General features: G+C 59.9%; 20 protein-coding genes. 18 read left to right on the top strand and 2 right to left on the bottom strand.

Features of this window, described 5'->3' with window-relative positions:
• Positions 1 to 43: 43 nt before the first annotated feature.
• The 9 genes from BLQ01_RS10225 to BLQ01_RS10270 all read left to right on the top strand — a co-directional run bounded on the left by BLQ01_RS10225 (position 44) and on the right by BLQ01_RS10270 (position 9,706).
• A complete protein-coding gene (locus tag BLQ01_RS10225; protein ID WP_026546638.1) occupies positions 44 to 1,246 on the top strand; it encodes an FAD-dependent oxidoreductase in 1,203 nt (400 codons plus the stop codon).
• Positions 1,247 to 1,303: 57 nt separating this feature from the next.
• Complete coding sequence (locus BLQ01_RS10230) at positions 1,304 to 2,452, top strand: CaiB/BaiF CoA transferase family protein (protein WP_026546639.1); 1,149 nt, start codon at positions 1,304 to 1,306, stop codon at positions 2,450 to 2,452.
• Positions 2,449 to 3,288: an HpcH/HpaI aldolase/citrate lyase family protein gene (locus tag BLQ01_RS10235; RefSeq protein WP_051420764.1), complete on the top strand. Its 840-nt coding sequence runs from the start codon at positions 2,449 to 2,451 to the stop codon at positions 3,286 to 3,288. Before BLQ01_RS10230 ends, BLQ01_RS10235 begins: the two co-directional genes overlap by 4 nt.
• A gap of 8 nt (positions 3,289 to 3,296) precedes the next feature.
• Complete coding sequence (locus tag BLQ01_RS10240; protein ID WP_091551584.1) at positions 3,297 to 4,082, top strand: SDR family oxidoreductase; 786 nt, start codon at positions 3,297 to 3,299, stop codon at positions 4,080 to 4,082.
• A gap of 32 nt (positions 4,083 to 4,114) precedes the next feature.
• Entirely contained in the window at positions 4,115 to 4,831 is a 717-nt protein-coding gene (locus BLQ01_RS10245; RefSeq protein ID WP_026540425.1) for an alpha/beta fold hydrolase, read from the top strand.
• Positions 4,828 to 5,742: a dioxygenase family protein gene (locus tag BLQ01_RS10250; RefSeq protein ID WP_051420765.1), complete on the top strand. Its 915-nt coding sequence runs from the start codon at positions 4,828 to 4,830 to the stop codon at positions 5,740 to 5,742. The genes BLQ01_RS10245 and BLQ01_RS10250 overlap by 4 nt, the downstream gene beginning before the upstream one ends.
• Positions 5,739 to 6,815: a maleylacetate reductase gene (locus BLQ01_RS10255; protein ID WP_091551585.1), complete on the top strand. Its 1,077-nt coding sequence runs from the start codon at positions 5,739 to 5,741 to the stop codon at positions 6,813 to 6,815. The genes BLQ01_RS10250 and BLQ01_RS10255 overlap by 4 nt, the downstream gene beginning before the upstream one ends.
• A gap of 64 nt (positions 6,816 to 6,879) precedes the next feature.
• Entirely contained in the window at positions 6,880 to 8,154 is a 1,275-nt protein-coding gene (locus BLQ01_RS10260) for an NAD(P)/FAD-dependent oxidoreductase (protein WP_217638371.1), read from the top strand.
• Positions 8,155 to 8,380: 226 nt separating this feature from the next.
• Complete coding sequence (locus tag BLQ01_RS10270) at positions 8,381 to 9,706, top strand: MFS transporter (protein WP_043432139.1); 1,326 nt, start codon at positions 8,381 to 8,383, stop codon at positions 9,704 to 9,706.
• A gap of 84 nt (positions 9,707 to 9,790) precedes the next feature.
• On the opposite strand, the gene BLQ01_RS10275 is transcribed toward BLQ01_RS10270, so the two are convergent.
• Positions 9,791 to 10,096 (bottom strand): antibiotic biosynthesis monooxygenase family protein, encoded by a 306-nt coding sequence (locus BLQ01_RS10275; protein WP_091551587.1) that lies wholly within the window; start codon positions 10,094 to 10,096, stop codon positions 9,791 to 9,793.
• 254 nt (positions 10,097 to 10,350) lie between these two features.
• On the opposite strand from BLQ01_RS10275, the gene BLQ01_RS10280 reads away from it, so the two are divergent.
• The gene (locus BLQ01_RS10280) at positions 10,351 to 10,539 is read left to right on the top strand and encodes a hypothetical protein (RefSeq protein WP_091551589.1); all 189 of its coding nucleotides are present in this window, start codon (positions 10,351 to 10,353) and stop codon (positions 10,537 to 10,539) included.
• 15 nt (positions 10,540 to 10,554) lie between these two features.
• On the opposite strand, the gene BLQ01_RS10285 is transcribed toward BLQ01_RS10280, so the two are convergent.
• Positions 10,555 to 12,963: an ATP-binding protein gene (locus BLQ01_RS10285; RefSeq protein WP_217638372.1), complete on the bottom strand. Its 2,409-nt coding sequence runs from the start codon at positions 12,961 to 12,963 to the stop codon at positions 10,555 to 10,557.
• 445 nt (positions 12,964 to 13,408) lie between these two features.
• Between BLQ01_RS10285 and BLQ01_RS10290 the strand changes: the two genes are divergently transcribed.
• The 8 genes from BLQ01_RS10290 to BLQ01_RS10325 all read left to right on the top strand — a co-directional run bounded on the left by BLQ01_RS10290 (position 13,409) and on the right by BLQ01_RS10325 (position 20,804).
• A complete protein-coding gene (locus BLQ01_RS10290) occupies positions 13,409 to 14,599 on the top strand; it encodes an acyl-CoA dehydrogenase family protein (protein WP_091551591.1) in 1,191 nt (396 codons plus the stop codon).
• Positions 14,600 to 14,612: 13 nt separating this feature from the next.
• Complete coding sequence (locus BLQ01_RS10295; RefSeq protein WP_026540431.1) at positions 14,613 to 15,119, top strand: flavin reductase family protein; 507 nt, start codon at positions 14,613 to 14,615, stop codon at positions 15,117 to 15,119.
• Between the two features lie 45 nt (positions 15,120 to 15,164).
• A complete protein-coding gene (locus tag BLQ01_RS10300; protein ID WP_026540432.1) occupies positions 15,165 to 16,643 on the top strand; it encodes an aldehyde dehydrogenase in 1,479 nt (492 codons plus the stop codon).
• Between the two features lie 64 nt (positions 16,644 to 16,707).
• Positions 16,708 to 17,082, top strand: coding sequence for a nuclear transport factor 2 family protein (locus BLQ01_RS10305; protein WP_026540433.1), 375 nt, complete (start codon positions 16,708 to 16,710; stop codon positions 17,080 to 17,082).
• Positions 17,083 to 17,141: 59 nt separating this feature from the next.
• Positions 17,142 to 18,152, top strand: a complete 1,011-nt coding sequence (locus BLQ01_RS10310; RefSeq protein WP_026540434.1) for a fumarylacetoacetate hydrolase family protein — start codon at positions 17,142 to 17,144, stop codon at positions 18,150 to 18,152.
• A gap of 70 nt (positions 18,153 to 18,222) precedes the next feature.
• Positions 18,223 to 19,428, top strand: a complete 1,206-nt coding sequence (locus BLQ01_RS10315) for a VOC family protein (RefSeq protein ID WP_026540435.1) — start codon at positions 18,223 to 18,225, stop codon at positions 19,426 to 19,428.
• A 72-nt stretch (positions 19,429 to 19,500) separates the two neighbouring features.
• Positions 19,501 to 20,442, top strand: a complete 942-nt coding sequence (locus BLQ01_RS10320) for an NAD(P)H-binding protein (protein ID WP_091551593.1) — start codon at positions 19,501 to 19,503, stop codon at positions 20,440 to 20,442.
• 107 nt (positions 20,443 to 20,549) lie between these two features.
• Positions 20,550 to 20,804, top strand: coding sequence for a hypothetical protein (locus BLQ01_RS10325; RefSeq protein ID WP_051420768.1), 255 nt, complete (start codon positions 20,550 to 20,552; stop codon positions 20,802 to 20,804).
• The last annotated feature ends 16 nt before the right edge of the window (positions 20,805 to 20,820 follow it).

Consider the following 20,820-nt stretch of genomic DNA (forward strand, 5'->3'; position numbering starts at 1 on the left):
GGTGACGCTGACGTCACGTCACAGGGTTTACAACGGAGGCAACATGGAATACGAGCAACAGGTCATTGTGGCCGGGGCCGGTCCTACTGGTCTGCTCAATGCACTGGGCCTGGCGCAGCAGGGGCTGGACGTTACCGTCGTCGAACGCTCTTCCGAGCCGAACGACGCCCCGCGGGCGATTCTCTACCACTGGTCCACCCTGGATGGCTTGGAACGGCTTGGGCTTTATGACGACGCCACCCAGGCGGGATTCCTGAAACAGGACTATGCCCATCACGTCCGGGACACGGGCGAGACGATCCACTACGGTTTGAAGGCCCTGGAGGGGCGTGTAAAGCACCCGCATAACCTCCACCTTGGGCAAGGCGCGCTGGCCAGGATCATTCTCCGCCACCTTGAACAACTGCCCAATGCACGTGTCTTGTGGGGACATAAGATCACGGGGATTTTCCAGGACGAATCTGCGGTCAGAGTCGCAGCTGAACACGATGGAAATCCTGTCCAGCTGCGGGCGCCATGGCTGATCGGTGCTGACGGAGCCGGATCCGCGGTGCGCAACGCACTGAATCTTCCTTTTGAAGGCTTTACGTGGCCAGAGCGCTTTGTCGCGGCCAATATCCGGTTTCCCGATGACCGCAAAGGGTGGGCCCAAACGACGTTCTATGTGGACGACGTCTTGGGGGCAATCATCGTCAAGATCGACAATTCGGGCCCGCATGGGCTCTGGCGGTACACCTATATGGAGGACGCAGTGCTCCCGGAAGAGGGAGTCGTGGAGCGGTTGCCGCGGTTTTTGGAGCAGATTTTTGGCCCTGAGGTGGCTGCAGGCATCACGTTGGATGCCATTGCGCCTTACCGGATGCACCAGCGCAGTGCTCCAACCTACCGGGTTGGCCGCGTTCTCCTTGCCGGTGATGCTGCCCATGCAACCAACCCGACAGGCGGTTTCGGCCTGACCATGGGCCTGTTCGACTCTTATGTTCTGAACGAAGCACTGGGAGCAGTCATTGCAGGACGAGCAGGAGAATCCGTCCTGGATGCCTACTCGGAACTACGCCGCTCCGCTTTTATTGATAAGGCCAGTCCCCGCGCCACCGCGAACAAGCGGCTGATCTTCCACTCCTCTGACCCGGTTCAGAGGGACGGTGACTTGGAATTGTTCCGGCGGATGGGCAACGATCCCGACTTGGCAGCAGAGGTTCTGTTCTTCACCAAAACGCTTGAAACGCCGTCGCTTGTTCATTGACAGAAACGCATCTGCCTCCGTCTGCAAGCCGGCACCACTACTTTTAGGAGTTTTATCATGCTTCCTCTGAGCGGCGTTACTGTCGTCTCTCTTGAGCAGGCAGTGGCAGCACCGTTTGCCACCCGTCAGCTCGCCGACCTTGGCGCAAGGGTCATCAAGATTGAACGGCCCGGAGCGGGTGACTTTGCCCGTGGATATGACGAAACCGTCAAAGGCATGGCGAGTCACTTTGTGTGGTTGAACCGGTCCAAGGAGTCAGTGGCCCTGGATCTTAAGAGCACCGAGGGAAATCGTGCGGTACACGAGTTGGTCCGGAACGCTGACATCTTCATCCAGAATCTTGCCCCTGGCGCTGCGGAGCGCTTGGGACTGGGCGCGGAGGCCCTGCGGGCGGAGCGGCCCGGGCTGATACATGTCTCCATTTCAGGCTACGGCGCGGACGGCCCCTATTCATCCAAGAAAGCGTACGACCTGTTGGTGCAGTGCGAGGCGGGACTGGTGTCCATAACGGGCACCGACCAGACACCGTCCAAAGTAGGGATTTCCATTGCGGACATTGCCTCGGGAATGTACGCCTATTCAGGAATTCTTACTGCGCTGCTCCAGCGAGGGCAGACCGGCGAGGGGGCAACCATCGAATTGTCCATGCTTGAGGCGCTCGGTGAATGGATGGGCTATCCCATGAACTACGCGGTGTACGGGGATGCGCCGCCTCAGCGGACCGGCTCTTCCCATGCTGCAATCGCTCCTTACGGCCCCTTCACCTGCGGTGATTCCCGGCAGGTCTTCCTGGGGATTCAGAACGAACGGGAGTGGGCAACGTTCTGCGAACGTGTGCTGGGGCGCGCCGAGCTTGCACTGGACGAGCGCTTCGCGCGTAATTCCCTGCGTGTTTTGCACAGTTCCGACCTCACCTCGGCCATTGAGGAGGCCCTCACCGGATACACGGCTGAGGACGTGCTGGACCTGTTGGAACAAGCCGGCATCGCCAACGCGTTGTTGCGGGATATGCGCGGCTTCGCGGACCATCCCCAGCTGAAGGCACGCAACCGGTGGCGCAACTACGATTCACCGGTTGGACCCTTGAAGGCACTCATTCCTCCTGCCACCTTCGTGGGGCAGGAGCCTGTGATGGGCACCGTGCCGGAAGTCGGCGAACACACAGAGCGCGTACTGGCAGAGTTCGGAGTGCTGGAAACATCATGAGTCATTGGAAGAAACTTCAGGATGCCCGTTCCTTTCTCTTTGTCCCTGGTGACCGGCCTGAGCGTTTCCGGAAAGCCGAGCAATCAGGTGCTGATGTCGTAGTACTGGATCTCGAAGACGCGGTGAGCGGCGTGAACCAGGACGTGGCCTTGCAAGAGGTCACTACGTGGTTGGGGGCCACTGGCCAGGCCGTGGTGCGGATCAGGGCAGGGCAGGACGTTACTCCGCTGAAGGGGCTCGCCGGTCTCCTGGGGGTCATGGTGCCCAAAGCGGAGCGCCCCGCGCAGATTACCAGTGTCCATGAAACGCTGGGTAGCCCCGTCATTGCACTGGTGGAGTCCGCTGCGGGAGTCCTGGCAGCAACGTCGCTGGCCGGTGCCCGCGGTGTGGCCCGCCTGGCCTTCGGAGAGCTTGACTTTGCGGCGGACGTTGAGGCTCACCCCAACCAGCGCGCCATGCTGATGGCACGGTCAACCCTGGTGCTGGCCTCCCGTGCAAGCGGCCTGCCAGGACCGCTGGACGGCGTCACAACAAAGTACGACGACGACGCCGGTCTGGCGCGGGACCTGCGCGCTGCCATGGAGCTGGGGATGACCGGAAAGCTCCTCATCCATCCCCGGCAGGTTGCCGTGGTCCACCACATTTTCCACCCCGGAGACGATGACGTCGCGTGGGCACGGCGCGTTGTGGGATCCATCAACAGCGGGGGAGGTGTGGCCACTGTTGACGGGTCCATGGTGGACGCTCCTGTGCTCCGCCGCGCACACGCCATACTGGACCGTTTCACGTCCGGCGCCCACGCGCTGGCTACCAAGGAAGAAGAGGGCTCAGCGTGAGTCACCCTATGAATGATCGCCCGGTTGCTGTCATCACTGGCGGAGGTGGCGGACTCGGAAATGACATCGCAGACCGTCTGGCGGATGACGGTTTCGATCTGGCCCTCCTTGATATGTCCGGGCCGTCGCTTCAGTATGCTGCCGCGCGATTGAAGGAGAGGGCCCCGGAGGCCAAAGTGCTGACGTTTTCCGGGGATCTGGCCGACGAGGCCATGGTTGAGGAGGTGTTCGCCCGTATTGAGGCGGAATTCGGCCGCATTGATGCACTTGTCAGTGCTGCCGGGGGAAGCGGCACGGCGGTGGTCCGTGAATTATCCGAGCTCAGCGGCGAGGTATGGCGCTCGGTCATTGATGGCAACCTCACCAGCACCTTCCTATGCGCCCGGCACGCAGTACCGGTCATGCTGAAACGCGGCTACGGGCGGATCGTGAATTTCTCGTCGCTGGTTGCGGACGGGCTTGCCGGCCCGTCGGGCACCGTGGGGGCCCGCCTGGCTTATGCGGCCTCGAAGGGCGGAATCGTCAGCCTCACAAAGCAGCTGGGCAAGGACCTTGGCGGCACCGGAATTACCGTCAATGCCATCGCCCCCGGGTTGATCCTTCCCACCAGCGGCAGGGTCAGGGATTCGTTCGAGGCGATGACGCCGGACGATAGGGCTGCCACCTCTGCCGCGATTCCCGTTGGCAGGCCTGGAACCGGCCACGAAATCGCCGCAGCTGTGGCCTACCTCGTATCGGACGCCGCCGCCTTTACCTCCGGAACCGTGTTGCACGTCGACGGGGCAGCGTCATGACCTCCGCAGCAATCACCAAGGAAGGACCTGCTATGAAGACTGTTCCCCTGATCATGTTGCCAGCTTTGGGCGCAGACTCCCGGCTATGGCAGCCGGTCATTGATGAACTCAAGGGGGAGTTCGACTGTACAGTGATCCGCGGCGAAGGGCGGACCATCCAGTCCATGGCTGATCACGTTCTGTCCTTGGCACCTGAGGAGTTTGTGCTGGTGGGGATTTCAATGGGAGGTTATGTCGCGCTGGAGGTAGCGCTCAGGAACACGGGGCGGGTCAAGGCCCTGGCTTTGTTCAACACCTCCGCAATTGCCGCACCCGAGGACCGCCGGGAGAACTCCCGGAACCTTGTGTCCCTCGTAGAATCCGGAGGGTTCCAGCAAGCCATCAGTCGCACGGCCCCGGCCGTATCCCGGGGAATTCCCGCGGTCCTGAACGTCGTGGAAACCATGACCAGGGATCTGGGCGAGCGGGTCTTCGTCGACCAGCAGCTTGCTGTGCTGGACCGCAACGACCGTCGGGATGATTTGGAGGGGCTCAACTGCCCGGCCCTGGTTGTTGGAGCGGCGGAAGACACCATCACGCCACCGGAACTGGGCGAAGACCTGGCCACCGGACTCCCGGATGCCCGCTTTGTCGTGATCGAAAAGAGCGGGCATTTTCTTCCCCTGGAGCAACCGAGGGCAACAGCAGCGGCGCTCAGGGCTTTTCTTCAAGATCACTCCCAGCAGATATCGAAAGGAAGTCAGCCATGACCACGGATCTCGGCCCGGAATCCCTGACTGAGGCTGTCATTGAAAGCTTCAAGAACACCTCGGATGAGCGGCTCAAGGCCATTCTGGAAAGTTTGACACGTAACCTCCATACCTTTGTCCGTGAGATAAGCCCCAGCATCCCGGAGTGGGAGGCGGCCATCGATTTCCTCACATCGACGGGTAAGAAGTGCAGCGACGTCCGGCAGGAGTTCATTTTGCTCTCCGACGTCTTGGGAGTTTCCATGTTGGTGGAGACCATCAATGACGCAGAGACACCGGATGCAACGGATTCCACTGTGCTGGGGCCCTTCCACATGGTGGAGTCCCCGGCCCGGGAGCTTGGCGAGAACATCTCACCGGAGAGCGGCGGTGCGGTCTGCGTGGTCCGGGGCAAGGTCCTTTCGGTCGATGGCAGTCCCCTTCCCAATGCCCGGATTGACGTCTGGCAGGCCAATACCAAAGGCTTCTATGACGTTCAGCAGCCCGGGATTCAGAGCGTTGGCAATGGCAGGGGTCTCTTCATAACGGACGACGACGGCGCCTTCTTTTTCCGAAGTGTTGTTCCCAGCTACTACCCGATTCCCACAGACGGCCCGGTGGGGGACCTGCTTGAGGCCACGGGCAGGCACCCTTACCGGCCCGCGCACATCCACTTCATTGTCGCTGCGCCGGGTTTCAAGGAACTGACAACCCATATCTTCATCGGCGGTAGTGAATACATTGAATCCGATGCTGTGTTTGCGGTTAAGGAAAGCCTCATAACGCCCTTCACTACCAACGAAGACCCTGTGGCTGCCTCAAGATTCGGTGTGGGTTGCCCTTTCGTTGAGGGGGTCATTGACATTCGGCTGCACCCCGAAATCCAGACGTCCAAGCAGCATATCCATGTCCCCGAAGAGGTGTCCCGATGAAGGATTTCAGTTATCAAGCACTGCCGATGCGGGTGGTTTTCGGAGCAGGGTCCATCAAGAAACTCTCCGAAGAAGTTGAAGCCCTGGGCCTCAAGCGAGTGTTGGTTCTGTCCACCCCGTTCCAGGAGGAGCTGGCCAGGGACATCTCCCGGCAACTGGGCGATGCGAGTGCGGGTGTCCATGCTGAAGCGGAGATGCATGTACCTATAGAGTCAGCACACCGTGCCCGTGCGGCAGCGAAGGCCGCGGATGCTGATGGATACGTTGCAGTGGGAGGCGGGTCCACCACCGGATTGGGGAAAGCCATTGCCTTGGAGTTCGGCGCCCCCATCATCGCGGTGCCTACGACCTATGCCGGATCAGAAATGACCCCTATCTGGGGGCTCACCGCCGACGGTGAGAAGAAGACCGGCCGCGACCCCAAAGTGCTGCCAACAAGCGTTATCTATGATCCCGATCTGACGTTGACGTTGCCGGTGGGGATGTCGGTGACCAGCGGTTTCAACGCCATAGCGCATGCGGTGGAAGCCCTGTACGCACCCGATGCCTCGCCCATCATCTCGCAGATGGCGGAGGAGGGAACCCGCGCCATGATCAGTGCCCTGCCATTGATTGCGGGAAACCCGGGCCATCCCGAGGCCCGTTCGGATGCCCTTTACGGCGCTTGGCTGTGCGGAGCAACGTTGGGGGCCACCACAATGTCCCTCCACCACAAGCTGTGCCACATTTTAGGGGGCACCTTCAACCTGCCTCACGCTGAGACACACGCGGTAGTGCTCCCTTACGCACTGCACTACAACGCCCCATTTGCCCCGGAGGCAATTGCGGCCCTGCAGCGTGCCACTGGAGCCGGAGATCCGGCAGGCTACATCCGTCGGCTGAGCGTGGAACTGGGCGCCCCGGCTTCGCTGCGCAGCCTCGGGTTGGGCGACAGCGACGTCGAGACGGTTGTTGCCATGGCAACCCGCAACCAATACGCCAACCCGAGGCCATTGACGGAAGAGGGAATCCGCGGACTCGTGACGGCGGCCTTGAACGGGGACGACCTCACCTCAGTGCCATCAATTTTATAGATATGTAGCCTCAGATTTTGGTATTTGTGAAATATCAACGCCAGTCCCACAGTAGAGGAAAGCGGTGATTCAGCTCACTTTGGAAAAGACGGGAAGTACGGGCATGCTCCACAAAACTACGGACATAGCGATCTTTGGGGGCTCGACGGCGGCACTCCGCGCGGCAGAGGCCGCAAGCCGCCGGGCACCTGGCCTCAAGGTCACGGTGATCAGTTCAGAAGAGCACCTGCCGTATGAGCTGCCGCCGCTGTCCAAGATCCCACTAAGCGATGAGGTCGATATCGAGTCGCTGATCTACCCCTCGGCGCGGGCCCTCCAAGAGCAAGGCGTGGATTTTCAACTCGGACAAAGCGCAACTGCCCTTGACCCCCACCGCAGGGTGGTCAGCACGCACCACGGCGATCTCACGTACCGCGCAGCCGTGATTGCCACGGGCTGTGAACCAATAATGCCTCCCGTTTTCCGCGGCGAAAGGGACGTTTTCGTGTTGCGGCGCTTCGAAGACTCGGTGGCCCTGCGCCGTAGCCTCACGGATGCCGGTCGCTCCGTGGCCATCGTCGGCGCCGGCTTCATTGGCGGGGAATTCGCATCCACGCTTACCAGTGCCGGGCGTGCGGTGTCTCTGATTGACCTCGCCGAGCATCCGTTAATCCGCTTCGGCGAAGCCATTTCCACTGTTTACGAGGATTTGCACCACATCAATGGGGTGGACACCTTTTTTGGAGTGGGTGCAACCGGCACTGTGGAACGGGATGGCCGGCGATTCCTGATACTCAGTGACGGTCGTGAAGTCGCCGCAGACGTGATCGTAGTGGGGGTCGGGGTCCGGCCGGCCGTTTCGTGGTTGGCCTCTTCGGGTATCGAACTCGAGAACGGAATCCTCACAGACCGCTACCTCCAAAGTTGCCAGGGCGTGTTCGCGGCGGGTGACGCCGTGAGGTGGCCCAACGGCCGCTTCGACGCCACCATGAGGATCGAGCACTGGACGACGGCGGCCGAACAAGGCCGCGCTGCGGGGCTCAATGCCGTCAGCTTCGTGGAGAAGGCGCCCCTCACTCCGTTCGTCAGTGTTCCCTTCTTCTGGTCCGACCAACACGGTCAACGGGTGCAGTGGGCCGGCTATCAGACGGCGGGACAACCAGTCCTTTCCAGTCGGAGTGATGACGGATCGATGTTCTTTTTCCGCGAAGGTGACTTCGTCAGTGGAGTCCTGGCCTTCGAGCGGCGCCAGGAATTCGTTCAACTCCGTGCCAAACTTCGCAGACCCGTGGCCTGGGGCGAACTCCCGGACCTTGTTGCCGGGCTGGAGCCAGTCATCGCAACGGTCCCAGTACCATGACCACCAGCCGCCGTCGATACGTTTCATGCCCCTGCGGCTCCCTTCTTGAGGGGGGCAACGACGATGAGCTTGTCCTTGAGGTGCAACGCCATCTGAGTGAGAGCCACCCGGGCCTGCAGTACGGGCGGGAACAGATCTTGTTGCTGGCCTACTGACTTGCGGCCGCTATCGGGACCTTCGTGGGGTTACCACAGCAATTAACGAGCATCAAAACAAAGGAGTTTCAGTGTCAGTTAAAACATCCGGCCGAATGAAGACGGTGCTCTTCTCAAGCTTCATGGGTACAGCGATCGAGTTCTACGACTTCCTGCTCTATGGGTTGGCGGCAAGTCTGGTGTTCGCCCCTCTTTACTTCGCCAACATGTCGCCGGCGCTGGGTATCGTGGCGTCTTTCGCCACACTGGCGGTGGGATACCTCGCAAGGCCCCTTGGCGGATTGATCTTTGGGCACTTTGGGGATCGCCTTGGACGGAAGCGAATGCTCGTCCTGACCATGCTGATGATGGGAGGCGCGAGCTTCTGCATCGGGCTTCTGCCAACACAGGCGATGATCGGACAGTGGGCGCCCTTACTGTTGATTCTGCTTCGTATCATTCAAGGCATCGCCGTGGGCGGGGAATGGGGTGGTGCGGCGCTGATGGCCATGGAGCACTCAACCCCTGAGCGGCGCGGCTTCTCCGCCAGCTTCGCCAACATGGGCGGCCCGGCCGGCGCGGCCCTCGCCACGGTGGCATTTACCCTGAGCAGTTTGTTGCCGGAGGAATCCTTTATGAGCTGGGGATGGCGCCTGCCCTTCCTCTTCAGCGCTGTCCTGGTGGGCGTGGGACTCTTCGTGCGACTCAAAGTGGCAGAATCGCCCGTCTTCCTGGAATCACAGCGGCAGGCGGCATCGTCACAACTACGCCGCGTACATCCACTCCTGCAGGTCCTCCGGAAATACCCCCGCGCGGTGGTGGTCGCTTGCCTCGGAACGATCATGGCTTTCGCGGTCCAGTCACTGCTGGCTACCTTTGCCATGCCGTATGCCGTTGCAGCAGGACATAGCCGCTCGGATGTTCTCTGGATCAGCCTGGCCACACAGGTGATCCACGTGTTCACCATCCCCATGTTCGCTGCTTTGTCCGACAGGATAGGGCGACGCAAGGTGATGATCACCGGCGTCGTAGGCATGATCGTCCTGATTCACCCGCTGTGGCTGATGATTGGCGCCGATAACCTGGCGTTGCTCTTCTTGGCTTTCCTGATTGGGAACCCGTTGCTCCAGGCCATGGTTTACGGACCCACCGCTGCCTTCATCTCCGAGATGTTCGGTGCGGAGTCACGCTACACGGGCGCATCCTTGGCTTACCAGGTGTCGGCGACTTTGGGCGGCGGGCTGGTTCCTCTTGCAGCCACTGCGCTTCTGGCAGCGCGTGGCGGCAACGATCCCATCTATGTCTCCGCCCTGATCGTGGCCATCGGCATCATCAGCCTCATTGCGCTTTTGGTACCTCAACGCCCTGCCAAGGAAGTGGCGGCGGAGGATGCTGGAGCCGCGGTTTCAGTATTTTGATTCCTGCACCACGATAAAGCGGAGTGCCCAGGTTGATGCCGGGGCACTCCGCTTCCTGCCGTCGCGGTACTCATGGGAACCTGCTCACCGGGTGTTCAGCACGTCCTGCCCACTGAAATGAACCACATGGGGTGCCTCGAGGCAGTGGGCCAGGAGAATCTTGTAAAGAACTTCAGCCTGGGATGTGCCCGGAAAAACAACTGTGTGGTCCTCGAGGCTCTCCCACCCCACCCTCAGCAAATAGATGCCGGCTGTATCCACGCTGGCCTGCAATTCCACTGAATGGCAACCTTGGGCGGCCAGCAACAGATGAGTAGCTGCCGTAAACTCTGCAAGAAACTCTTCTTCAGTTTCAGGATTGATCCTGAGCTCTGCGTGTTCGTAAATCATCTGCTACCTTTCCAAAACCTGTGAGGTGCGATCTCTGTATCCTGCCAAAAGGAAATGGCTGATCATTAATAATGTAACGGAAAACTGAAGGATTCAAACTCTATTCCTTTTTATGGAAACATAGATGATGGTGGCATATGCAAGGGCTATGGCAGTTGTCGAATTTAGTATTTGTTCCTGGGTTCAAAGAAGTGCACGCTGGTCATAGTCGCCTGCAGAAGCCGGCACAGCACGAAACTCAATGAGGAGTTCCCATGACCATCACCGGTATCAGCCTCGGAAGGCTGCTTGGCCTGCACTTCGTCTCGCCATCCACCCCCCGGTCCCCGTCCCCAAAGTTTCCCGGCTCCCGGACTTCCGGGAGTATCGTGGCCTACCCATGGGCAGGCTGGGACGTCGAAGACCCGGACGAGGGAACGCCCCAAGTCCCCGTCGGCAGCTGACCACGGACCCACGCACTAGGGACCGGATGAGCGGCCTGCCACCCATGTGGCAACTTGGGTGCGCGAGGTAAACCCAAGCTTCGAAAGAATGCGTTCGATATGTCCGCTGACAGTTCTTGGAGACAGCACCAGTTCGGCCGCTATCTCCTTATTGCTTTGCCCCAGAGCCACAAGGTTGGCGACTTGCTCCTCCCGCTCAGTCAGCGCGGGTCCGTTTGCGGTGAAGGCTCCAACGAATTCCGGCCTCTTGGTCCGGCGGCTGGCGTGGCGTCCTTCATCAACGGCGCGTCCGGGGGACGAAACATAGGAGGTCGTGGCCAGGCTCAATGCCAGCTCAACAGCCTGGTCATTGGACAGGGACTGTCCGCCGTTCAGAATCGCCTGGAAGCGCGACTCTCCCAATCCGTTCCGGATCCGATCGGTTGTTTGCGTGGAGTCCGTCGCCAGAGGACCGAAGGCCAAGACAGTGGTGCCGATCCCTTTCCATACGGACTGGGTCGCGCGAAGAAGTGTTGCCGCTGTTTCCAGCTGGCCGCTGGACGCTGCCGTCCACGACATTTGCTCTACGACGAGTGCGATGCACAGTCCGTCGTGAAAATCCCGCTGGATCTCCAAGGCCTTGACCTGGCATGTTCGGGCCTCATCAAGCCGGCCCAAGTGCCAGTAACAGAGGCCCATGACGGCGTAACCGTAAGCAAGGCTCCACCGTTCCCCATGCTTTCCGCTTTCATTCAGGACTTCGTGGCACGTGGCCAAGGCTTCCTCGATCCGCCCCCCGTACATCTGGGCCCACGCCAAAAGGAACATCGCCGTGAGTTCGGATGCGGGGTCTTCTTGAAGGCGATGGACAATTGCTGCTATGTTGAAAAGTTCCATGGCGGGCCCGATCCGGCCTCCAAGAACCTCGCACAAGGCTTGCCAGTGATCCGCATGTGCGGCCAAAACAGGGTCTTCAAGTGATCGGGCGATCTGACGGCATTCGGCCAGAAATGCTTCAGCAGGTCCGCGATCACCCTGGAGGAGGGCCACCCACGCTGCCACCCACAGAGCGTTTCCGCGTTGCGGTGTCATGTCGGTGGCGAGGGCAAGCATCCGTTCCAGCCATAGACGCCCGTCAGAGAGTTTTCCACCAGCTATCCAGTGATACCTCAGCAGGGCCGCCAGCTCCATCCCGGTTGTTTCCTCCCCGGGCGTGCTTGCTGACCATTCCAAAGCCAAGAGGATGTTGGTGTGGTCCCGATGTGCGGCAGCAAGCCGGCTCGATTGCCCAGGTCCACACCATGTCGCGACCGTGTCGCAAGCCTTTTGGAGGTAGTGGTTCCGCTGCCGACGCCGTAGGTCGGCCGCTTCGCCCCGACGCTCAAGCAGGGATGCTCCATACTCGCGGAAAGTCATTAGCTGCCAGTATCGCCGCGGCTGGTCGCTTGTGTAAGCGTGATCGATGACATTTCCGGCAACCACCAGGGATTTTGCAACAAGGTGGTCCAGGAGATCCAGGATGCCTGCCTTGCTGATCTCGCCGAAGCCGCAGACTTCCTCGGCCGCTTCGACGTCGAAGCCGCCGGGAAATACTGAAAGCCTCGCCCACAGTGTTTGCTCTTCCCGGGTACAGAGCTCGTAGCTCCAGTCGACCAAGGCCCTTAGCGTCTGTTGCCTCGGGATGGCGGCCCGGCTTCCGCCTGTCAATATTTCAAAGCGACGATCGAGTCTTTCGACCAGCTGGATCACGGAGACCGAGCGAAGCCGTGAAGCCGCGAGTTCGATTGCAAGTGGTATCCCATCCAGCATCCGGCAGAGTTCGGCGATAGCCTGCCGGTTGCCGTCGGTGACCTCGAATCCGGCATGGACGCTTTTGGCGCGGTCAACCAGCAGACGGACGGATTCAAAGGACTCAATGGTTCCGGCTTCGATGTCAGCGGCAGCGGGAGCGCTGAGCGGAGGTACCTGGTAAACCTGTTCGCCGAAGATCCCCAAGGGCTCCCGACTGGTGGCTATGACGCGCAATTGCGGAGCGGTTTCCATGAGTTTTGCCACCAAAGCGGGCACTTCGCCGAGCAGATGCTCGCAGTTATCCAAAACCAAAAGGAGCTGGCGGTCCTGTATGTAATCCGCAAGCCTTTCCGCGGGTGACCGGTTCGACTGATCGGGCAGGCGAAGGGATGCGGCAATCTGCGAAGCCACCAGGGAGGCGTCGTCCAGGGCTGCAAGCTCAACGATCCAAACACCGTCACGAAAGGCCTTGCGGGTGCGGGTGGCCAGCTCCGCTGCAAGCCTGGTTTTCCCGACACCACCGGGGCCGGCCAGCGTCAGAAGGCGGGAGCGTGACATCAGCTCCCTTGCTGCTCCGAGTTCATTGCGTCGACCAATGAAACTCGTCAGGTTGTGGCCCCCCAAGGAGCCAACAGTCACTGCCTCGTTACTCATGACCCTCCTGTGATGCAGACAACAATACAGGTATCGGATGGGGTCATTTGACCCGTCCAATACCAAGTGCAGCGGAGCACACTGGATGCAGTCACAACAACTCTTTGGAGAAATTGGAAGGTAAGCGCGATGAGGCGCAGAACAGCTAATCCAGCAGCGTGTCGGAACGGCGCGAATGTACCACTTCCCGGCATTGGGGGATCTGCTGGAGATTCCATTTTCTTTACAAACCTCAAAGCTGCGGATGATGTGTGCAATTCGTGGGCGGCGGACAACATCTGGCCGGACTGCGAAGACACGAATTACACCCAAAGGGCATCGACTCTCCACGAATCTTATTACATCAAGCAGCATCTGAATGATTGCTGACGAATATTTCACACTTCACTTGAAGATCAGCGGTAAAAGCCTGCCGATTTTATTTCACCCACATGAAAGAGGAACCATGACAGCGACGTCAATCACCGAATTGTCTGATATCAACGTGCCGGATTCTGAGCTGGTAGCCCGCGCTACCGCACTGGTTCCCTTGGTAAGGGAGTTCGCGGCCCAGGGTTCAGAAGCCCGCCGTGTGGCTCCGGAAGTAGTTGCAGCTTTGGAGGACGCCGGCCTTTTCCGGATGTTGGTTCCCAAACGTCACGGGGGAATGGGGGCCTCCTTGCGTACAGCGGTTGAGGTAACCCAGGAGATTGCCCGGGGTGACGGTTCCACAGGCTGGGTAACAACGCTGATGATGGTGGGCACCGGCTTCGCTTCAACCTTCTCCGAGCAGGCGCAGGAGGAAGTGTTCGGCAATAATCCCTTGGCCAAGGTGGCAGGAACATTCAGCCCCGGAAGCAAGAGTGAACGCGTTGAGGGTGGCTACCTGGTCAGCGGCCGGTGGCCATATTCTTCAGGTTCTTTCGCTGCAGACTGGGCAACCCTGGGTGTATTGCTCGACGGTGATGATCCCATGGCGCTGGCGTTGATTCCCGCGGAAGCCTGGACGATTGAGCCAACCTGGTTCGTGGCTGGGATGAAGGGCACCGGCAGCGACACGATCGTCGTTCAGGACCACTTCGTGCCGGATCACCGGGTGCAGCGCCTGAGCAACATGCTCAGCTCCAACTTTTTGTCACCGTACAAAGACGATCGCATGGCAAATGTCGCTTTCAACGCTGTTGCAGCAGCGATCCTGATTGCTCCGCAGATCGGCTTGGCACGCCACGCACTGGAGATTACGTTGGCCAAGCTCCCGGGCAAGCCGGTGGCGTACTCCATGTACAGCAACGCCAAGGATTCACCGACGCATCAACTGGCAGTGGCCAAGGCAGCTTCGAATCTGCACATGTCCGAGTTGCTGTTGAACCGCATGTGCCTGGACATTGACACCGCAGCCGATGCCGGTGAGCAGCTGGATCTGACTACCCGGGCGCGTATCCGTAACGACACCGGGGTTATTGCCGAACTTGTTGGTCAGGCAATCGATGCCCTGATGACCGCCAACGGCGCAGGGTCATTCGCCGAGGCCAACGTCCTTAACCAGATCTGGCGTGACTCCGAAATCGCCGCCCGGCACGCTTTTGTCACTCCTGAAATCGGCAAAGAAGCCTACGGTCGGGTCCTGATGGGCCTGGAACCAACCATCAACCTTTAAGGCACGGTCACCAATGTCCATCCCCACCATTCCCGAAGCATCAGTTGAGGACCCATCACTAATCTACCGTCGCGTGCTGGGCCATGTGCCAACAAGCGTCGCGGTAGTGACAGCCGGCACCAGGTCCGGACCGGTAGGAATGACGGTAGGTTCCTTCACGTCCGTGTCATTGGAACCGCCTTTGGTGGCGTTCTTCGTGGACAAGGCATCTACAACCTGGCCCCGGCTCTACGAAGCAAGCCATTTTGGAGTCAACATCCTGGGGCAGGACCAAACCGCACTCTGCAAGGCATTCTCCCGGCGCTCGGAAGACCGCTTCAGTGACGTCGACTGGACCCCGTCCAGCAGGGGAGTGCCCCTGCTCAACGACGCCATTGTCACCTTGGAATGCACCCGCTACAAAATCGACCTCATAGGGGACCACTACCAGGTTGTCGGCCGCGTCGAGTCCCTGGAGCTTCGGGCCACCAACCCACCACTCATCTTCCTGCAGGGCACCTTCCTGAACCTCCCGGCCTGATGCCGCGGTGTCCTGAATTTCCACAACTCTTAGCTAGGAGAACACATGTCCCTCATCGTTGAGAAGCAACATGATCTGGACCGAAGGCACTTCTTTATTGATGGTGTGTGGGTCAAGCCAGCCGGGGATCTGCTCCGGGACCAAGTGGAGGCAGCTACTGGTGAGGTCATTGGGGTAGCGGCCATGGGGACTGAAGCGGATATCGATGCCGCTGTCCTGGCAGCCCGGCGGGCCCTCGACGAAGGGCCCTGGGGCAAGACGACGGCACAGGAACGGGCTGAGGTTCTACGGCGTTTCGCCAATGAGCTGAATCTGCGGTCCGCCGGCACTTCCGAACTGGTTTCCAGGGAGAACGGCATGCCGATCGGGCTCTCACAGATGCTGAATGGAGGTGCTCCCGGAGCCCTCCTGAACATCTACGCCAACGTGATTGAAAACCTGGCATTGGAAGAAGTACGCACCAGCCAGGCAGGGTCCACCATTGTCCGAAGGGAGCCGGTAGGTGTGGTGGGCGCGATCGCACCATGGAATTTCCCGCAAGCGCTGGCCATGTTCAAGATCGCTCCAGCCTTGGCTGCCGGTTGCACGGTGGTACTCAAGCCATCTCCGGAAACCGCCTTGGATTCCTACGTCTTTGCTGATGCGGCCAAGGCTGCAGGACTGCCTGACGGTGTCCTCAACATTGTCCTGGGGGATCGGGACGCAGGGGCTGCGCTGGTGTCACATCCTCTGGTGGACAAGATTGCCTTCACTGGTTCCACGGCTGCCGGCAGGATCATCGGCGCCGAATGCGGTCGCTTGATCCGTCGATGCACCCTTGAACTGGGAGGCAAGTCTGCCGCCCTCTTCCTCGAAGACGGTGACATCAACACCCTGCTGGCCGGACTAGACAACGCGTCCTTCCTGAACAACAGCCAAACGTGTACCACCCAGTCACGTATTCTCGTTGCCCGCTCACGCTACGAGGAAGTTGTAGAGGCGGTGGGGAGCTTTGCTGCCTCGTACAACGTAGGAAACCCGCTGGATCCCACAGTGACCATGGGGCCCATGGCTACCAGGGAGCATCTGGCGCGGGTGATGGACTACATCGATATGGCAAAAGCCTCCAGCGCCCGTCTGGTAACGGGGGGAAGCCGTCCTGCCGGGGCTGACAAGGGATGGTTCGTTGAGCCCACAGTATTTGCCGATGTCGCCAACAGCGACCGCCTGGCCCGGGAGGAGGTCTTTGGGCCGGTCATGGCACTGATCCCGTTCGACGACGACGAGGACGCTGTGCGGATGGCAAACGACAGCAACTACGGTCTGGGCGGATCCGTGTGGAGCGCCGATGAGGACAGGGCCTTGTCTGTGGCCCGGCGCGTCCGCACAGGAACCATAGGACTGAACTACTACACGCTGGACCTCGGTGCCCCGTTCGGCGGGTTCAAGGATTCCGGAGTGGGCAGGGAACTCGGACCCGAGGGCATCAACGCGTACTTGGAGTACAAGTCGATCTACGCATCTGCCAAGTACCTCAGCGCCTGACACCGACCCCCAGACCAACCCGACGTAAACCGGAACGGTTTGCAGTGGAAGGAGACAACACCAAATGACTACCTCAACCGAAATTGTCGCAGCCTACTTCGACGGCGTGAAGGCCGGGGACGCAGAAGCCGTAGCCGATCTGTTTGCTTCGAATGCGCGGCTGACCAATGCTGCAGGAACCCTGCAAGGCGCCGATGCCATCAGGCGGATGTACCGCAACGGACTCACCGCCGGAAAAATGACGCCCAGCCCCCATGCTCCGGTGGTACATGGAGACCACGTAGCTGTGGAGATCGACCTGGATGCCAACGGTAAGAGCCTCAAGCTGGGCGATTTCTTCACAATCCGGGATGGGAAGATCCAGGGCCTCACCATCTACAGCCTCACCCCAACAGACGCGCGCGTCTTCGAGGACGTCGGCGTCGATCCTCTCACGTGAGCCGGCATGGATCCAACAACGCACCAGACCACCAAAACACTAAATATCCAGGAGAACTGATGAAGATTGCTGTTTTTGGCCCCCACCGACGTGTGGGCGTCATCGTGGAAAACAAGGTGGTGGACGCAAATGCCGCCTATGCAAAATATCTTGCCGAAACCTCCGAGGAGGCGCGGCCGCAGGCCCGGGCCGACGCAGAAGTGCCGGCGGAGCTCGGGGAGTTCATCACCGAAGGAAACCGGGCACTCGAAGGCGCGCAATCCGCCGTCGACTATTTGTGGTCCAAGGCCGCCGACGACCGGGGACGCGACGGAGAGCCCCTGTTCTTTGACCTCGCTGAGACGAACCTGCACGCTCCGGTTGCCCAGGGATCCCGGATCTATTGCGCGCTGGCCAACTTCTTTGACCACATGGAAGCTGCCAGCAAAAACAGCGCGGGAAATGATACGGCCGAAGTCCTTGACCGGCTGGTTCAAGGCGGACCCAAGTATTTCCTGAAGGATCACCGGGCAGTCGGGGCGGATGGGGAACCGGTACGTTACCCCGCCAGGACCCGGCGCCTGGACTACGAAGCCGAAGTAGCGGTCATTGTCGGGAAGCAGGGCCGGGACATCGGCCGGGATGATGCCCTTCCCTACATCTGGGGATACACGCTTCACAACGACTGGTCGATCCGGGACAACGTTTCTTTTGGGCCGGACTTCATGCACTCAAAGAACTTTGACACCTCGGCAACCATCGGACCCTGGATCGTTGTCAACGAGGGTCTTGACCCGCAGGACATTCCGCTGGAGTGCCGGGTGAACGGCGAGATCCGGCAAAGCGGCAATACCAAGTCCATGGTTCACGACTTCTCCACCTTCATCCAGCATCTGTCAGCGGACACCACCCTCTACCCGGGTGATCTCATCAGCAGCGGCACACCCAAGGGAACCGCGGTGGATTCAAGCCGCCAGCAAACGGATGGCTCGCACCCGGATGCCTTGTTCGTGAAACCCGGCGATGTGGTGGAGGTGTCCTCGTCCCTTATTGGCACCATTCGAAACGAAGTCATCAGCCCGAGTGCCTAGGTACTCCAATCACCTCCCTTCCCGGGTGTAGCCCAGGCTTTCAAAGGACCACGACAAAGAAATGAGCATCATGAGCGAACAGCAGCACAACGTTGGCGGTGTGCTTTATGACCGTCCCTTCAAAATCCGCCGACTGAACCACTTCGGCATCAGCGTCGAAGACACCGGTGCATCGTTGGCCTTCTACAGGGATCTTTTGGGGTTCCACGTGGCGGACGCCTTGAACCTTGAAAAGTACGATCCAGGCACGTGGCTCGATGGCCTTGCCGACAAACACATCTATTTCCTTCGCCACAACAGCGATCACCACACCTTCGTCCTGATGCCGAAGGCCTGGGTGGACCACATGGATTCGCCGGCCAGGGGCGATCTCACCATCAACCAGATCACGTGGCAGGTTGGCAGCCTCCGCGAAGTGGTCCAGGCCCGGCTGTGGCTCGAGTCATTGGGCAACAAGATCGAACGGTATGGCCGGGATCCGGGCTCCAACTGGCACACGTACTTCCCGGATCCCACAGGGCACACCAACGAGCTCGAATACGGGATCGAACAGGTGGGATGGGATGGCCGGAGCAAACCCGAAGTCCTGTGGCCGTGGGCCAATGAGCACCCATCGCTGCCGACGAAGTCCGAGAGCAGCGAGTTGGCCGATGCTGAAGCGCAGGGTGTGGACCTCACCAGTGGTTACCGCTGGGTGGACGAGTTGCCCAAAACGTTCGACGTCGGCGGCGTTCTCCTTTCGCGACCCTTTAAGCCAGTGCGTATTGGACCGGTCAGCATTTTCGTCGAGGACGTCGCGGGCGCTGAAGAGTTCTACACGCAACGGCTCGGCTTGGTAAAGAGCGAGGAGACGATGGTGGACGGCCACCGTGCGGTCTTCCTGAGGACCAATACCGAACACCACAGCCTGGGACTCTTTCCGATGGAACTCCGGAAGAAACTCGGGGTCAGTGAGCACACCACGCTGCTTTCTTTCGGCATTCAGCTTGGTTCATACGAACAACTGAAAGCTGCACGCGCTTATCTCGAAGAGCGCGGAGTCAAGCTTCTCGATTTGCCGCAGGACATCCACCCTGGTGTCGATTACACGGTTCACGCCGTAGATCCCGACGGCCACGTCATGCAGTTGTACTACTACATGGAACAAGTGGGATGGGACGGCTCCGTCAGGTCAGCTTCGCAACGACGCGTTGTCGATCCCGATGTTTGGCCCGAAGCGCTTTCTCCCATGTCCGATACCTATGGCGGGGAGACGTTCTGGGGACCGCTCGGCTGACATTGCACCACCCGCAGGACCGTTCCCGCCAAAGAGGCCGGGAACAAGAAACCGAACAAAAGGAGGCCTGAAGTGGGCCGTATTATCATCAGCGGGGCGTCGGGAGATCTTGGACGCAGGGTTACTGAACTGCTTTTGGCAGCTGACCCGGACATCGAATTGACTCTGGTGTCGCGTACCCCGGAGAAGTTGTACAGACACAAGAATCCGGGGATCCGCGTCATGCGGGGCGATTACCAAGAACCGGAATCCCTCAACGAGGCCTACAGTGGTGGCGACGTCCTGTTCCTCATCAGTGGACTTAACCTTGGCCGGCGGGTAGCGGAGACCAGGAACGCAATTGCTGCGGCACAGCATGCCGCTGTCCGTCACATCGTGTACACCTCTGTGGGTGGTATCCATCCCACCAACCCGGCACTCTCAGCCCGGGACCACTATCAAAGTGAGCTTGATTTGAGGGAATCCGGTATGGCCTACACCTTCCTCCGCAACGCGTTGTACTCGGAAATCATCAGCAATATCCTCGTCGCTCCAGCGGCGGCCTGTGGTGTTATGGCACAGGCTACCGGACATGGGCGGTTGGCGCCGGCCGCCAAAGCTGATGTCGCCCGCAGCGCCGCCGCTGTACTGCTCGCCGCAGAAAAGCATGAGGGTGCTGTCTACGAAATCACCGGACCGGACCTTTTGACTTTTGAAGACATTGCCCGCATCGGGTCGGAGATACATGGCGCACCCATTGACTATCAGCCGATTTCCGCTGATGAGCGTCTCGCCTTCTTCGATTCAATCGGCATCCCGAGGACTTACGACCCCTCCATGCCGCCCAGCGCCGACGGCCACATGTGGGCGAGCGATGAGTTGGTCACCGCTGAAGTCGCGATTGCGGAGGGCTATCAGACCGTACTTTCAGGGCACGTACAACTGATCACTGGTCGGAATCCGGAAAGTTTGCAATCGGTGATGGAAGCCGTCAAATCCGTGCGGTACGACCAGATCCCGGCGGAGGCGTCCTAGAACTCCTCCAGGGCACCAGCGACAGGACGGCTTCGCTCAAGGATCTTGGGCGAAGCCGTCTCCACGCTGAATTATCCAGTACCTATCAGCGATGCAAGGAGACACTGATGACGCTCCAAAACTACCCGGATTGGTGGAGGTTGGAGGGAGCCCTCGTCCAAATACGCATGGACGAGGACGTAGTCGCGACAGGGTTGGTTGACAGCGTCATGCCTGACTCATCGGTCCTCTGGCTCGCAGCAGCAGGTCTTCAGTCGCGGCGGATGTATGTCGCCGCAGAGGGATACACCGCCTGGGTCGAACCAATGTTGCTGGCTGGAGACGCCGCTTATAGGATGACCGCTTCGCGACTCTATGGCTAACCGCTGTGCTCCGATG

It is taken from the genome of Arthrobacter sp. UNCCL28 (assembly GCF_900102805.1).
In the GTDB taxonomy this organism is placed as follows: Bacteria; Actinomycetota; Actinomycetes; order Actinomycetales; family Micrococcaceae; genus Arthrobacter; species Arthrobacter nicotinovorans_A.